We start from the raw sequence: 14,792 nt of genomic DNA on the forward strand, positions 1-14,792 counted from the left end.
GTTTAGTCCTGATGAGGTGGATTGTCGGGCGAGGATGTATGATTACGATAGCCAGTGATCATGCTTTTTACCAGAGACACGTTGCCAATATGGCCAATCAGAATAACAGCCGCGATATGCAGGCAGACGCAGATAAACAGCGCATCGGCCAGCAGCGAGTGTATCCTTTCTACTAACTCACTACCAAAAAAGCGGTGGGTCTCTTCCAGCAGATAGCCGGTAACGGCCAGAGATATAAAAAGACCAAGCATCACGAAAACCATCAGCCACCCCATAGGATTGTGACCCTCTTCAAGCGGCAATCGACGTTGTCTCAGATGGTGAACATGTTTACCAATGGCGCGAGATGATATATCTACCCGGTTAAATCCGGCGTAGCCCTTGCTGAAAAGCCCATAGAAAAGGCGCAGTGCCACCAGGCTCAGAGCAACATATCCGAGTACCTGGTGTGAGTCTGAGCCGGGATCGAGAATAAAGTAGTTACAGACAAAGATGCCGGCAAATGTCCAGTGCGCCAGCCGAACCGGTACACTCCAGACATAAGCCTTTGCGGCTGCCACTATCCCCGTTCCTCTTTAACGATCTCGGCGTTTACAGGATTAAAATAGATCTCAACCTTTTCACCTTCCTTGTCATACCCGTAAATTTCATAACACTGACCTTCAGTGACCTTGAACTCCTTAATTTCATATCCCAGGGCCACGAGCTGGCTCTGAAATACATCCTGATCCATCCACTCTGAGTTTGGCGCTGAGGTGCATACAGTTTCAGACTGCACTCCGCAACCAGACAGCAGCAGTGCGGCGGGTGCTATCGCTAACGTTATAATTTTTTTCATAAAATCTCCTGTTATTGATTGGGTCACACAGAATATTAGCATAGCTATCAGCCAATTAAGGATGCCTGTTCAGAAATCCTGTAGCTTGTCCGGTTTATTTGAACTCAATACTCAGCCATGTCATATTTGCTCAAAATGTCGACAGGGAGTCTGTGTCTGTGAATAAGCTGATTATTATCCTCTGGCCCGTGAGTGTTATCGCCGCTTATATGGCGGGTTCTTATTTTGTCCCTTCTGATTCGGTTACGAAGCAGCATAACCATCCGCTGGTCACCAGTACATCAGCCATTGATCCACCGGCTTCCCCAAAGCAGGAGCCAACCGATGATGATAAAGGGGTATCGAACAGCATAATAAAGACAACTCCAGAGTCGCAAGCTGTTGAATTGTCTGTCCGGTCTGTCGTAAAAAAACTTGAAGAGATTCTGAGCATGGATGGCAATGCCCTGACTGACTATGCCCAGATTGCCAAGGCTTACAACCAAATAAGCGATCTTGATGACACCCAGTTGCTTGAGGCTCTGCTGCTGCTTGAGCCGGAAGCGAAAGATCCTGATAACAGGGCTTTATTGCAGATGCTGTTATCCGAGTACAGTAAATACGATCCACAAGGGGCGATGGCCTATCTGGATCGAAGTATTAGCGGGGCTCGGTCAAAGCTATTGCACGCGAGGAAAGTTCTGGCTAACTGGAGTGAACAGGATCCTCAGGCAGCTTACGATTGGTATTTACAGAATCGACACCTATACAGAAATCATGGGAGTATTTTTCTATCCACTTTGTTCGAAGATCTGTCCCGCGGGGATATTTATGATGCAATGGACAAGCTGGGTCGTTTAAACGGCTCACGGTATGCGATCAGCAATGCGGTCTCTGGTATTACCCGCCATCTGAGTGAGCGGTCTGAGTTTGTTGAGTTACTTGAGCTGGCCAGGTTACAGGATGACGAGCAGCTGAATACTGCTATTGTCTCAAACTGGGCAAGAAAAGATCCGCATACAGCCAGTAACTGGTTGATGGGTAGCAGACTTAACAGCGACAGGATGCAGCGCAGTGTGTTATTCAACTGGATGATGTCATCTCCTGAGCGGGTTGCCGAGGCTGCTGACTGGTATATGCATCAAGCTACAGAGGCGGACTATCAGCCGCGTATCAAAGGCGTAATGAGCGCTTTTGCAATGAACAATCCTGAAGCAGGCCTGAGCTGGCTGGCTCAGAATAATATTCGGGACAAAGATATGGCGCTGACTGAATTGGTAGCAGCCAGTGGAAGCCGCTATCCCGACTTTGCTATACAGCAGGTTGACCAGATTCAGAGCAGCAGCCAGAGGCTGAAGGTATCGAAAAGATTGTATCGCCAGCTAAGCTACAATAATCCCAACAAGGCAGAGCGCTTTGCCAATAGCTCCCCCTTTAAAGAAAAGTTATTGGAAATAAAAACGTATTCCGGGCGGGGCCTCTAAACGGTCATCTGGGGGCTGAAACCAGAATCACGTAAATATAAGATTACCCAAAAAAAGGGCACGGAAGTGCCCTTTTGGAATGACTAAGTTTCGTGGCTACTTTTTCAGTGCCTGACGGAAACGTTTAATCAGCGCATTGGTGGAGGCATCCAGGTCGAGTGGTTCATCCGCATTACGGATTTTATCCAGTACCTGATTACCCAGGACTTTGCCCAGCTCCACGCCCCATTGGTCGAAAGAATTCACCCCCCAGATTGCACCCTGCACAAACACTTTGTGTTCATACAATGCCACCAGTGCACCGAGTGTTTTCGGGTCGAGTTGTTCAAATAAAAGGGTATTGCTGGGTTTGTTTCCCGGCATGGTTTTGTGATGGGCCAGCGATTCACGCTTGTCATCACTCAGCCCCTTGCCATCCAGATCGGCATAGGCTTCATCGAAGGTTTTACCCTGCATCAGTGCCTGAGTCTGACCAAAACAATTAGAAGCCAGCATGGCATGATGGGTGTCGTTCTGGTTTTCCACCTTCAGCGGCAACATGAAGTCAGCGGGAATGAGCACCTTGCCCTGATGGATCAGCTGATGGAAACTATGCTGACCGTTTGTACCCTCACTGCCCCAGATCACCGGGCCGGTCGCATAGTCAATTTGCTCTTTGTCGCCGGCAATGCATTTACCGTTACTCTCCATATCCAGCTGTTGTACATAGGCCGGAAACCCGCGCAGGTAATGGTAATAAGGTAACAGAACATGGCTCTGCGCACCGAAAAAGTTGGTGTACCAGACACCGAGCAGGGCCATCACCACAGGCAGGTTTTGCTCCAGCGGTGCCTGTTTAAAGTGACAGTCCATCTCATAGGCGCCTTCAAGCAAAGCGCGGTAGTTTTCGTAGCCCAGTCGCAGCGCTATCGGCAAGCCAATGGCCGACCACAGCGAATAGCGTCCGCCTACCCAGTCCCACATAGGGAAAATATTTTCTTCGGCGATACCAAACTCAGTAGCAGCCTCAATATTCGAGGACACGCAGATAAAGTGTTTGGCTATATCCTGCTGCGTTCCACCGGCTTTTAAGAACCAGTCTTTGGTGGTGAGAGTGTTTTGCAGGGTTTCCTGAGTGGTGAAAGATTTTGATGACATCACCACCAGGGTTTGTTCGTGATCCAGAGTGGCCAGCACATCGTGGATATGGCAACCATCGACATTGGCCACAAAATGCACATTGACGCCTTGATGCCAGTAGGGTTTCAGGGCCTCAGACATAATCTTAGGCCCCAGGAATGAGCCACCGATGCCGATGCAGACGATTTCTTTCAGTGGTTTTCCGGTATAGCCTTTATGGGAGCCAGAGTGAATACGCTTTACAAAATCACCCATCTTGTCCTGAGTGGCCAGCACTTCGGGCATTACATCGACGCCCTCTACCATTACCGGTTGCCCGGAAAAGTTACGCAGGGCAGTATGCAGTGCCGCCCGCTCTTCAGTGTGATTAATGATTTCACCGGCAAACATGGCGTCACGTTTGGTTTCTACCTGTTGCTGGTTGGCCAGCCCCGTTAGCCCTTCCATTATCTGCTGATTGATCAGGTTTTTTGAATAATCCAGATTGATTCCACAGGCATCAATATTGAATCTTTCTGCCCGTTGTGGATCCTGTTCAAACCAGTGACGCATATGCTGGCCACTTATCTCGGCGGCCAGTGATTGCAGTGTTTTCCAGCATGGGGATTGGGTCAGGCTGTTCATTGTTTCTCCGTTACGTGCAGCAATTGGGCTTAGAAAAAGCCTTTCAGTTTGGTTTCAAGTTTCACCTGGTCGGCGGCAAAGTTGCGAATGCCGTGAGCCAGTTTCTCGGTAGCCATGGCATCTTCGTTCATCATCCAGCGGAACTGGTTTTCGTTCAGACGTTCACCCGGCTCTTTGACCTTGCCGTTGTCCTGCAGTTTTATGGGTAATGAGGCGTCGGATTGCTCCAGTTCACCCAGCAATTGAGGGCTGATAGTCAGGCGATCACAACCTGCCAGTTCGGTTATTTCACCGATATTGCGGAAGCTGGCACCCATTACCACAGTGTTATAGCCATGATCTTTGTAATACTGATAAATCTCGGTCACCGACTGCACACCGGGATCCTCTGCCGCAGCGTAGTCTTTTTTATCTGTATTGGCTTTGTACCAATCAAGAATCCGGCCGACGAAGGGAGAGATCAGATAAACACCTGCCTCGGCGCATGCACGGGCCTGAGCAAAACTGAATAACAGGGTCAGATTACAGTTGATCCCCTCTTGTTCCAGTTGCTCGGCGGCACGAATGCCTTCCCAGGTGGAGGCAATCTTGATCAGAATGCGGTCTTTTTTTACACCGGCCTGTTTATACAGCTTAATCAGCTTACGGGCTTTATCCATTGTGGCCTGCGTATCAAACGACAAGCGGGCATCTACTTCGGTGGATATACGGCCCGGTACGATCTGTACAATTTCTTTACCGATGCTGACAGACAGCATGTCACCGGCATCGATAATCTGCCGGGCAGCATCGTCGGATTGTTGTTTGGCCCAGGCTACGGAAGACTCGATGAGTGATTGATACTGGGGCAGTTCGGCGGCTTTTAATAATAACGAAGGATTAGTAGTGGCATCCACGGGCTGATATTTCCTGATCGCTTCAATATCACCGGTATCCGCCACAACTGTGGTTATTTTCTTTAAAGAATCCAGTTGGTTGGCCATAATTGGTATTTTCTCCTGATTAATGATGTAAATTTACTACAAAAATAGAATTATCTCTATTACGAACCCGGCTTTTGATATTGTTATTTTGCTTCTCTGGGCAGACGCGGGGTAGTGTTGGTGTTTGTTATTCTAATCGGTATTATGCTGCGATAGTGTAACAGTCTGAGCAAAAAAAGGGGGCAGCATGGCAGGCAAAATTACCCTGTTAGAGGACGATATTACAGAACTGAAAGTGGATGCCATTGTTAATGCTGCGAATAACAGTTTACTCGGCGGCGGTGGTGTAGACGGGGCTATCCATCGGGCAGCTGGCCCGGGGTTGGTTGAGTACTGTCGTACCCTTAATGGTTGTGACACCGGCCAGGCGAAACTCACTCCCGGCTTCGATTTGCCAGCCGATTACGTTATCCATACAGTAGGGCCGGTATGGCACGGCGGCAATGAGGGAGAAGCGGCACTGCTTGCGAATTGTTATCACCAATCACTAAAACTTGCCGCTGGCCAGGGGCTCAAATCCATCGCTTTTCCCGCCATCAGCTGCGGTGTATATGGTTATCCGGTTCAGCAGGCTTGTGACATTGCAGTGAACACGGTCAGTCAATTTCTCAGCCAGGACTCCTGTATCCGTAAAGTGATTTTCTGCGCTTTTGATCAGCAGGTACATCAGGCACTGATACAGGCGATGGAAAATCATAAACTGCACTGAAAAGGTCTCTGACACAAAAAAAACTTCACCACAGAGATCGCAATGTTTTGCACAAGTCATTCTTTTGTTCTGCGTTCTTCGCGACTCTGTGGTGAGTTATCTGTTCTTTTTTTGTTTGGTCGATTTAGTTTTGCAACCCCAGTATGTCTTTACCCTGCTTAAAGGTAATATCCACCGGGATCTCAGCATCAGTTAATCTGGCCAGATCCTCTGCCAGTTGGGTTTTTATCAGGCCTTTTTCCTGCACCAGCTTATCGACACCCTCGTAGTCGCCATCACCCTGCAGAGTCAGAATCAGTTCAGACAACGAATCTACAGCCTGTTGCATCTTGTTCATATTCACGCTGTAGAGGCCATTTTCATCTCGTGTGAAGGCTCCGGCTTGATTGAAAAAGTTAAAGCGGATCATATTCGCTTTGCCATGTGCGCTTGATGCACCAAAACGCACGGAGCGGAAGATACCGGCCATAAAGGTAACATAGTAGTCTTCCAGCGTACCTTCAGTAATTTCTCCCTTTTCCAGTAACTGAGTAACCATATACAGACCCAGAACATCGGCTTTGCCTTCTTCCAAAGCAGACGCATGTTCCTTGAGGGCCTGGCGCACAGTGCCAGCTCCGTTCAGGGTATTTTTGATGCCCAGTCCATGAGCCACCTCATGGAACATGGTGTTGGCAAAAAAGGCGTCAAAGGTAATGTGTTTACGCTGTTGTGGTGTAATCAGTATTTCAGCGATGGGAAGCAGGATGTGATCAAACTTGGCGCGCATTGCATTTTTTAGTTGCAGTCGGCGTGTGCCTTTTTGCAATTGTACTCCTTCGTCGTTGGGCAGATTGATGGCAATGGTCTTGCTTCCGGCGTTGGAGTGTCCGGCGTAGTACAACACATCATAGGCGTTGAGATCGGCATTGGCGCCGGGCATTTCCTGTTTGTAGGCATCCTCTACAGGCAGTCCCTGTTGCAATTCGGGTAAAAACCCGGCGTAGCGGGCAAGCCGTTCACTCCAGGCCAGATCCTTGAGTAGCACATAGGATTCGAACGCGGCCCGATAACCAAACAGCTGATCTTCATAGGTTTCTATAGGACCGTATACCAGTTCTATAGGGTTTGACTTCATGTCCATCCAGGCCATGTCTGAGGGTTGATACTCATCCGTCAGCAGTGCATCGGCCCGCAGTCTCAGATAGTCAGCAAAAGGCTGATGTTCGGCAAGATCTGCCGCCTGGCGCAGAAGAGCAGCGGCCTGCGTCAGTGAGTCTTTAAAATACTCCGAATAGGGAACGCTGAGCAGTGCTCCGGACGCATTCCTGACCACCATGGAATAGAGGCCGGTTTTGTCAGCAAAATCTGCGGCTTCAAATTCGGCTTTGGCCATATCTTCAGGATAGAACTGTGCTCCGGCGGGTTTTTCATCAACACCACTAAGAAAGGGCTTGTCAGCGTTTAATCTATCCCAGGGGCCATAATTAATATCGGCAAACTGCCTTACTTTCTTATCCTGAACAGAGGACAGAAATTCTTGCTTGTCGCCATCAAAGGCCTGTTGCCAGAACAAGTCATCCATAATTTTTGAGGCATCAATCAGTACCCCGAGCATTTCACGCTGGTTATCTGTTAAAGAAGACAGATCGGCAGTGAGGCTCACCGGATGGTAAATATCCAGTCTCGATTCATCAATCAGCAATGTCTGTGGAGTATGATCTTTTTGCTGTGACATTTCGTTTGTCTGCTCTGTTGCAGGCTCAGAGCAGCCAGCAACTAATGTCAAAGCAAGCAATGTTGTAAAAGCACAATGTGGTAGTCTCATAAGCTGCCTTTTTATATTGTTGTTTAGCCAATACCAATTGGTATAAGTACCGATTATGACGATTAATATAGTACCAGCATGATAGCGCAAATACGTATTATTGATAATTTGCTATGCTCACTCTTGCAAGACATTGAATAATAGTCAGGATTCAGAATTATCCTGTATAGTCGCGGCTACTTATGCTGATATTCATAGCTTATTTCCACCTCTTTAAGGCCCTGATATGTCTACTGAAAATGCGTTGCTGACAATCCTGATAGAGAAGATAAATAATGACACGCTGGTTCTACCTACTCTCCCTGCTATCGCTTTGAAAGTCAGACGGGCAGCCGATGATCCTGATGTCAGTCTGCAGAAAATGGCCGAGGTGCTTGGTCAGGATCCGGCGTTAAGTGCCCGTATGATGAGGATCGCCAACAGTGCCTACAGGAGTCGTGCGGTCAAGGTGGAGAGTCTGAATCAGGCCGTGACGCGAATTGGTCTGAGACAGATCAAAAACACTGCCACTGCGTTGGCAATGGAGCAACTTTTTGTGTCTAAGAACGAAATAGTGCGGACACATATTAACCGCGTGTGGGAGTCCACGGTTGATGTGGTGGCCAGCGCTATAGCGTTGCTGCAACTGCATAAGAAAGAAAATAAGCAAAATAAACTGAACATAGACAGCATGACGTTAGCAGCGTTGGTTCATAACATCGGGGTGTTACCCATTTTCACCGAAGCGGAGCGCCACGATGATGTCTTTGCTAACCCCACATTCCTGAATGTTGCGGTAGAAAAGCTCTCAGGTCGGATTGGAGGAGTTATTTTGCGGGCCTGGAGTTTTAATGAGGAACTTATCAGTCTGACTGAAAACTGGCGTAATCTTGAGTATCAGACGCCTCAGTTATCCTATCTGGATTTTGTGCGGCTCGCCGTTGTGGTGAGTGGCCAGATGGACAACAAAAAAGACGAAGTTATGAATCTGAGTCAGCGTAAAGGGCTTCTGGAGGATCTTAATCTGCTCGAATCCAAAGAGTTTATACAGGGTCAGGCTGACGCCAGAAGTATATTTGAATGATGCTCCCCGGGAAGGGGAGCACTGACTTTTAGTTAGCGATGATGTAACGGAACGAGAGCCGCGTAACTAATTTTGTTCAGATAGATTCAGTGCCTGATCCAGTGCTTTGATAAAGCGTATCGCTTCGGCTGACATCAGGCAAAAATCTGCATCCAGACGAGCTAGCTGCTGATCTTTAGGAATATCTTCATTCTGCTCGCGTACCACATCGGAAAACTTCAGCCTCTTAATGCTTAAATCTTCCTGTAACAACGTAGTGAGCGTGTCATCCCATTCTATAGCCAGCTTCTGGACCAGTTTTCCAGAAGAGAGATGCAGCTGAATCTCTTCTGCATCCAGAGCCTGGTGTTTACATTTTATAATGGCGCCGCTCTCATCCGGTGACTTAAACTCAGCTTCTTCAAGTAACTCCATATCCGCAGGCAGATTGTCATTCTTCAGCCAGTCGGTCATATCGGCGCTGATACTGCGTCTGGCCAGTGGTACCACAGGTAAAGAGCCTATGGATTTACGCAGGTGAGCCAGGAACGCTTCAGCCTTGCCATCATTAGCTGCATCAATGACAACCAGGCTGTCTTTTAAACTGATGAAGCCCATTGTGTAACTGTCACGAGTAAAGGATTTAGGCAGCAGTTGATGGACGATTTCCTGCTTCAGATCCTGTTTGGCTTTTTTGCCTACCGGACTGCCGGTTTCCTGTTCTATTTTTTCGACCCGTTCGTCCAGCTCTGCATTGACCACAGATGCCGGTAGTATCCTCTCTTGTTTTTTAAGGCTGATAAGTAATTTGCCGTCACCGGCATGCACCAGGCTGACGCCTTGTTTGAAAGGGGACGTCCAGCCCATGCTGGCAGTATCCTGGTTGCCGCAGGGGCGGAAACTGCTTTGAGCCAGCTGGTCTTCGAGCTCTTCGGCACTGAGTTTTAAGGACTGGGTGAGGGTGTAAACTTTTAGATTTTTAAACCACATATTCGCAATTATTGGATAATCTGACAGGCCGCGAAGAGTACCATGACCTTGTGCTTAAGGCACCACGCTGAGGTGATTAAAACATTGTAATTCAAGCTGCAGATTGTGGTTAGTTATCGCGCCTTGCGGGGAACTGAATCTGGTAGCGTAGCCCTTTGCCTTCTTCAGAGCTGGCCTGAATCTGGCCTTTCAGGGTCTGGGTAACCAGATTGTACATAATATGCGTCCCCAGGCCGCTACCGCCACGGCCGCGACGGGTTGTGAAAAACGCTTCAAACAGTTTGTTTAAAAGCTGCCTGGGAAGCCCTTTGCCATTGTCCTGATAGTCTATTTCTATTTCGCCATCCTTTTCACTGACCTTAATTTTAATGGTTCCCGAGTTTTTGTTCTCGAACCCATGGATCAGTGAATTCATGATCATATTGGTAATAATCTGGGCGATCACACCTGGTGCGCAGCGCACTTCCAGTGCGTCGGGGCAATCCAGCTCTATTTTATGACGGGTCTTTTTAAAATTGGGCGCCAGGGACTGAATGATTTCCTGGATATATTCCTTTAAATCAACATCCCGTTCGGCTTCACTGGTTTGATCCACCGCAACCTGTTTAAAGCTGGCGATCAACTCTGATGCCCGGTTAAGGTTAGTCAATAACAGGGTCGCCGTCTGCTGGCCTTCGTTCAGAAAACTGGCCATAGTTTTTGAGGTCAGAGTCTTATCATCAAAGGCTTGCTGCAGGCCTTTCAGTCTCTCTTCCAGAAAACTGGCTGCCGTTACACCTACACCTAAAGGGGTGTTCACATCATGGGCAATACCTGCCACCAGGCCTCCCAGTGACGCCATACGCTCTGACTCTACCAACTGGTCTTTGGCCATCTTCAGGGTCTGCATAGACTCTGCCAGTTCATCGTTGCGTTTGCGCAACTCTTCTTCTATTTTTCGTCGGCTTTCATTTTCCTGACGCAACTCTTTTTGGTTATGCAGCAATTCATCCTTTTGCTGTTCCAGATCCAACATGATCTTGCTTAGTGAAGCCGTTTTGCGCGCGACTTCCTGCTCCAGTGAAATATTCTGCTCGTCCAGTTTCTGATTCGCGTCACGTAACTCCTGCTGCGTCTGGTTAAGCTGGTCCTGGAAGTGGATCAAATCATCAATGAGGTGATTATAGGCATCCTGAAGAACTTTCAGTTCATTCTCATCCTCCAGGCGAACATGCAGTTTGGACTGTTCCAGGCGGCCGGTGTCAAAGTGACTAATTTGTTCTGTCAGCTCAGATAAGGGCTCCGTTAGCATGCGGCGAAACGCGTTCAGAAACAGGAATATGAGAAAGGCTGTTTTGATAAAGGCATTACCGATAAGAAAGAAAATTCCCACTTCAATCCGTCCGAAGATGATTTCGAAGCTGGAATACAGGGTGACGTCCCCGACCTGGGATGTGCGTCCGGAAAACTCGAATATCAGTGGGAAACTGTAACCGAAGGTGCCACCAGGGTGATCACGCATGACACCGGTAGTCACCGGTTCCATTGGCTGGCTGCTGGTACGGCCTATATCTGAAATATAGTTAGCATTTTCGTCGCGGATCTGAACGCCATCGACTATGGGCAGTTCCATCAACCCTTCGGCAATGGATTTCGCCTGCAGGGTATTCAGTTCCCAGATAGCCCGGGTCAGACTGGTGCTGAAGGTGTTTTTCAGGGTTTGCAGTTCACTTTCGATATGGCTTTTGGCGTTCAGGTATTCGGTGAAAATTTGCCCTACGGTAACAATTAATGTCAGCACAAAATAAACAGAGAGCACGCGCGTCAAAAGCTTCTTTGACAACCCTGTTTTAACCTTTGACATGAATACTGTCCCCGCTCCCAGAACCCCGCAATAGGTCAAGAATATGCGCAATTCTTATATTAAACAAGATTAGTACTTAAACATAGAATATATGGACGGTTCAGCGAACCTCAGCAGAAATAACGAAAGGCCTTTTCAGGCAGACATTGAAGCCCACCTTCAGGTATCAGGAACTGCCAGCACAGCCTCTGGGGCCCTTTTCAATAATTATGAAAACGCCGGAGGATATCGATTTCCCCAATTTTAGTCTGCCTGGAATGCGTACTTGCTGGCATTTACCGGTTACAGAAATTATGATGTACCACAATAGTTTAATAAGGATCTCAGTGAGCTTGAATAAACAGGAATTTAGCCGTCAACGGGCGGGTTTAATAAAACTGTCACAGATTCAACCAATAATGCGGGCGTTTATATGAGAAAGGTAACCCGTATGTCGAAGAAAATATTAGTCGTGGAGGATGAAACACCCATCCGCGAAATGATTAAGTTTGTACTTGAGCAGTCAGGATTTGAGGTTCTGGAAGCTCAGGATTATGACATTGCGCTGGAGATGGTTAAAGAGCCTTATCCCGATTTAATTCTGCTCGATTGGATGCTGCCTGGTGGCAGCGGCGTGCAGTTATCGAAAAAGCTTAAACAGCATGAGCACACCCGGGAAATCCCAATTATTATGCTCACCGCCAGGGGGGAAGAGGATGATAAAGTCAGGGGGCTGGAAGCAGGTGCCGATGACTATGTCACCAAACCATTTTCACCCAAGGAGCTGGTGGCCAGGATCAAGGCGGTGATTCGCCGTGTCACTCCCACCTCCGGTGACGAACCCATCGAATTCAATGGTTTGATGCTTGACCCGGTTTCTCACCGTGTCACTTCCAATGATGAGGCGCTTGATATGGGGCCGACAGAATTCAAATTACTGCACTTTTTTATGACACACAGTGAGCGGGTCTACAGCCGTGAACAATTGCTGGACAATGTGTGGGGCACCAATGTTTACGTGGAAGACAGAACGGTAGATGTACATATCCGGCGATTACGCAAAGCGATTTCCCGTCATCAACATGATGATATGATTCAGACAGTTCGTGGTGCCGGATACCGGTTCTCCACCAAAGTCTGACAGCTCTGAATGTACAACCCTTTTTCATGGCTTAAAACTCTTGGCAGACTGGCGCTCTATTTCGCGGTGGTTTGTGCTCTGGGTCAGTATTTCGATCTGATGATGGAAGCCATCACTGTTGGCGCCCTGTTGCTGTTACTGATCCATTACTGGAATCTTTACAGGCTGAATCGCTGGCTGTGGCACAGCAAGAAAATGACGCCACCGAAGACCCGGGGTGTTTGGGAGCATATTTACGAGGGCATCTATTACCTTCAGCGGCGTAACCGTAACAAACGCAAAGAGCTGGGTAATCTGGTTAAACGCTTTCGTGAAGGTGCTGAAGCCCTGCCTGATGCTGCAGTGGTTGTGGACGCAAATGCTTGCATCGCATGGTGTAACAGACTGGCTCGTATTGAGTTAGGACTGAGCTGGCCGGATGATGCCGGAAGACGTGTTGATAACCTTATCCGTCATCCGCAATTTATTGAATTCTTCCATCAGGGTAAGTTTAATCATCCCATTGAAATCACATCTCCAACTAATATCGAGAAAATCCTTGAATATCGCATTATGCCCTACGGTGACAAACACTTATTATTGGTGGCCAGAGATGTTACCCGCGTTACTCAGCTAGAAGAGATGCGCAAGGACTTTGTAGCCAATGTATCTCATGAATTGCGTACTCCGCTGACCGTGCTTAACGGCTATCTTGAGATGTTTAACGCTGATGAGGCTGATTATCCCAAAGCCTTTATGCATAAAGCTTTTGCAGAGATGACGGCGCAGAGCCGGCGGATGCAAAATCTGATTGAACAATTGCTGATACTTTCCCGTATCGAAGCCAGTGCGGAGAGAGTCTACGAGAAAATTGTAGATGTACCGCAAATGCTCAGTGCGATTGACAGTGAAGCGGCAGCATTGAACCGGGAGAAAAGTCATGGTATCCGTTTCCAGGTAGATAAAAATCTGCAGGTATTTGGCATTGAGACTGAATTACGCAGTGCGTTCTCGAATCTGATTTTTAATGCGATTCATTACACGCCCGCGAAAGGAAATATTCTGGTGGGATGGCACCTGGTGGACAAAAGAGCGGAATTCTTTGTGCAGGATGATGGTGAAGGCATTGCTGAGAAGCACCTGGCCAGGCTGACCGAACGTTTTTATCGGGTAGATAAAGCCCGTTCCCGTAAAACCGGTGGTTCGGGGTTGGGCCTGGCCATTGTTAAGCATGTATTGACCCATCACAACTCGAAACTTGAAATTGCCAGTGAAGTGGGTAAAGGCAGCCGATTTTCGTTCCGCTTCTCAAATGAACTGACGGTGGTGAAAAGTGATGCTACTGCGTAGTCTGCTGCTTTTTTTTCTCGCACTGCCTGTTGCTGTGGCGCAGGATTACACCAAGAAACCCGGTGTGGCTGGGAATATTACGTCGGTAGGTTCAGATACCCTGGGGAATCTGATGACGTTCTGGGCAGAAGAATTCAAGCGTATTTACCCTCATGTTACCTTTCAGATACAGGCATCGGGCTCTTCCACCGCCCCGGCGGCACTGACTGAGGGCACGGCTAATATTGGTCCTATGAGTCGTCAGCTGAAAGAAAGTGAAATAGCCTATTTCAGTAAGACTCATGGCTATCAGCCCACGGTGTTGATTGTGGCTGTGGATGCGATTGCTTTGTTTGTGGACTTGCATAATCCAGTGCAGGGACTGAATCTGCAACAGATCGACAGCATTTTTTCATCCACCCGGTATTGTGGCGGACCAGAGCCCTTACGTTTCTGGCATCAGGCGGGACTGGATGGTGAATGGCAGGGTAAAAGAATTAAGCTGTTCAGTCGTAATTCGGTGTCGGGAACCTATGGATTATTTAAGGAGAAGGCCCTCTGTCAGGGGGATTTCCTGAAAACGGTCAATGAACAGCCTGGTTCAGCATCGGTGGTGCAGTCTGTGGCTTATTCTGACGGCGCATTGGGGTATGCCGGCTTTGGCTACAAAACCGCTGGCGTTAGAGCGTTACCCGTTGCCCGTGAGGGACTCAATTATGTGGCCCCGACGATGGAGAATATCGCCAGTGGTGAATACCCGTTGTCGCGCTTTTTGTATATTGTGGTGAACAAGCAACCCGATCAGCCACTTCCGCTATTGGTCCGGGAGTTCCTGCGTTTTATTTTGTCTTCTCAGGGGCAGGATCTGGTAAGTCGTGATGGTTTTATTCCTATTCCTAAGCGTCTTAAGGGGCAGCAACTCCGAATGATCGAACAATAACATCTT

General features: G+C 48.2%; 13 protein-coding genes. 6 read left to right on the forward strand and 7 right to left on the reverse strand.

All coding sequences use genetic code 11. The annotated features are described in order from the left end of the window. Positions 1-2: 2 nt before the first annotated feature. Together CDA54_RS07475 and CDA54_RS07480 are read right to left on the reverse strand one after the other, a co-directional pair. Positions 3-560 (reverse strand): cytochrome b/b6 domain-containing protein, encoded by a 558-nt coding sequence (locus tag CDA54_RS07475; protein WP_180237143.1) that lies wholly within the window; start codon positions 558-560, stop codon positions 3-5. Then, positions 560-838 (reverse strand): PepSY domain-containing protein, encoded by a 279-nt coding sequence (locus tag CDA54_RS07480; RefSeq protein WP_099034372.1) that lies wholly within the window; start codon positions 836-838, stop codon positions 560-562. Before CDA54_RS07480 ends, CDA54_RS07475 begins: the two co-directional genes overlap by 1 nt. A 158-nt stretch (positions 839-996) precedes the next feature. Here CDA54_RS07480 and CDA54_RS07485 point away from each other — a divergent pair, with 158 nt between their 5' ends. Continuing rightward, on the forward strand, positions 997-2,301 hold the full coding sequence (locus CDA54_RS07485; RefSeq protein WP_143452270.1) for a hypothetical protein: 1,305 nt from the start codon (positions 997-999) through the stop codon (positions 2,299-2,301). Positions 2,302-2,397: 96 nt separating this feature from the next. Here the strand turns inward: CDA54_RS07485 and pgi are convergent, their stop codons facing one another. Further along, on the reverse strand, positions 2,398-4,044 hold the full coding sequence (gene pgi, locus CDA54_RS07490; protein ID WP_099034374.1) for a glucose-6-phosphate isomerase: 1,647 nt from the start codon (positions 4,042-4,044) through the stop codon (positions 2,398-2,400). 29 nt (positions 4,045-4,073) lie between these two features. Beyond that, a complete protein-coding gene (gene tal, locus CDA54_RS07495) occupies positions 4,074-5,027 on the reverse strand; it encodes a transaldolase (protein WP_099034375.1) in 954 nt (317 codons plus the stop codon). A gap of 187 nt (positions 5,028-5,214) precedes the next feature. Here tal and CDA54_RS07500 point away from each other — a divergent pair, with 187 nt between their 5' ends. After that, a complete protein-coding gene (locus CDA54_RS07500) occupies positions 5,215-5,736 on the forward strand; it encodes an O-acetyl-ADP-ribose deacetylase (protein WP_099034376.1) in 522 nt (173 codons plus the stop codon). A 124-nt stretch (positions 5,737-5,860) separates the two neighbouring features. Here the strand turns inward: CDA54_RS07500 and CDA54_RS07505 are convergent, their stop codons facing one another. After that, on the reverse strand, positions 5,861-7,453 hold the full coding sequence (locus CDA54_RS07505; RefSeq protein WP_229748115.1) for a dipeptidyl-peptidase 3 family protein: 1,593 nt from the start codon (positions 7,451-7,453) through the stop codon (positions 5,861-5,863). A 316-nt stretch (positions 7,454-7,769) separates the two neighbouring features. Between CDA54_RS07505 and CDA54_RS07510 the strand changes: the two genes are divergently transcribed. Then, complete coding sequence (locus tag CDA54_RS07510; protein ID WP_099034378.1) at positions 7,770-8,606, forward strand: HDOD domain-containing protein; 837 nt, start codon at positions 7,770-7,772, stop codon at positions 8,604-8,606. 66 nt (positions 8,607-8,672) lie between these two features. Here the strand turns inward: CDA54_RS07510 and rdgC are convergent, their stop codons facing one another. Together rdgC and CDA54_RS07520 are read right to left on the reverse strand one after the other, a co-directional pair. Continuing rightward, the gene (gene rdgC / locus CDA54_RS07515) at positions 8,673-9,575 is read right to left on the reverse strand and encodes a recombination-associated protein RdgC (protein WP_099034379.1); all 903 of its coding nucleotides are present in this window, start codon (positions 9,573-9,575) and stop codon (positions 8,673-8,675) included. 109 nt (positions 9,576-9,684) lie between these two features. Next, positions 9,685-11,418 carry a sensor histidine kinase gene (locus tag CDA54_RS07520; protein WP_099034380.1) on the reverse strand — a complete coding sequence of 578 codons (1,734 nt, stop codon included), beginning with the start codon at positions 11,416-11,418 and terminating at the stop codon, positions 9,685-9,687. Between the two features lie 430 nt (positions 11,419-11,848). On the opposite strand from CDA54_RS07520, the gene phoB reads away from it, so the two are divergent. The 3 genes from phoB to CDA54_RS07535 are packed head-to-tail and all read left to right on the forward strand — an operon-like array spanning position 11,849 to position 14,786. Beyond that, positions 11,849-12,538, forward strand: a complete 690-nt coding sequence (gene phoB, locus CDA54_RS07525) for a phosphate regulon transcriptional regulator PhoB (protein ID WP_099034381.1) — start codon at positions 11,849-11,851, stop codon at positions 12,536-12,538. 9 nt (positions 12,539-12,547) lie between these two features. Beyond that, complete coding sequence (gene phoR, locus CDA54_RS07530; RefSeq protein ID WP_099034382.1) at positions 12,548-13,867, forward strand: phosphate regulon sensor histidine kinase PhoR; 1,320 nt, start codon at positions 12,548-12,550, stop codon at positions 13,865-13,867. Then, positions 13,854-14,786, forward strand: a complete 933-nt coding sequence (locus tag CDA54_RS07535) for a PstS family phosphate ABC transporter substrate-binding protein (protein ID WP_099034383.1) — start codon at positions 13,854-13,856, stop codon at positions 14,784-14,786. Before phoR ends, CDA54_RS07535 begins: the two co-directional genes overlap by 14 nt. Positions 14,787-14,792 lie beyond the last annotated feature (6 nt).

The organism is Lacimicrobium alkaliphilum (assembly GCF_002591895.1).
Taxonomy (GTDB): domain Bacteria; phylum Pseudomonadota; class Gammaproteobacteria; order Enterobacterales; family Alteromonadaceae; genus Lacimicrobium; species Lacimicrobium alkaliphilum.

Bases quoted from the DNA above. Each gene is read 5' to 3' on its own strand.
- CDA54_RS07480 (WP_099034372.1), bottom strand. From the start codon at position 838: ATGAAAAAAATTATAACGTTAGCGATAGCACCCGCCGCACTGCTGCTG.
- pgi (WP_099034374.1), bottom strand. From the start codon at position 4,044: ATGAACAGCCTGACCCAATCCCCATGCTGGAAAACACTGCAATCACTG.
- tal (WP_099034375.1), bottom strand. From the start codon at position 5,027: ATGGCCAACCAACTGGATTCTTTAAAGAAAATAACCACAGTTGTGGCG.
- CDA54_RS07500 (WP_099034376.1), top strand. From the start codon at position 5,215: ATGGCAGGCAAAATTACCCTGTTAGAGGACGATATTACAGAACTGAAA.
- CDA54_RS07505 (WP_229748115.1), bottom strand. From the start codon at position 7,453: ATGTCACAGCAAAAAGATCATACTCCACAGACATTGCTGATTGATGAA.
- CDA54_RS07510 (WP_099034378.1), top strand. From the start codon at position 7,770: ATGTCTACTGAAAATGCGTTGCTGACAATCCTGATAGAGAAGATAAAT.
- rdgC (WP_099034379.1), bottom strand. From the start codon at position 9,575: ATGTGGTTTAAAAATCTAAAAGTTTACACCCTCACCCAGTCCTTAAAA.
- CDA54_RS07520 (WP_099034380.1), bottom strand. From the start codon at position 11,418: ATGTCAAAGGTTAAAACAGGGTTGTCAAAGAAGCTTTTGACGCGCGTG.
- phoB (WP_099034381.1), top strand. From the start codon at position 11,849: ATGTCGAAGAAAATATTAGTCGTGGAGGATGAAACACCCATCCGCGAA.
- phoR (WP_099034382.1), top strand. From the start codon at position 12,548: ATGTACAACCCTTTTTCATGGCTTAAAACTCTTGGCAGACTGGCGCTC.
- CDA54_RS07535 (WP_099034383.1), top strand. From the start codon at position 13,854: ATGCTACTGCGTAGTCTGCTGCTTTTTTTTCTCGCACTGCCTGTTGCT.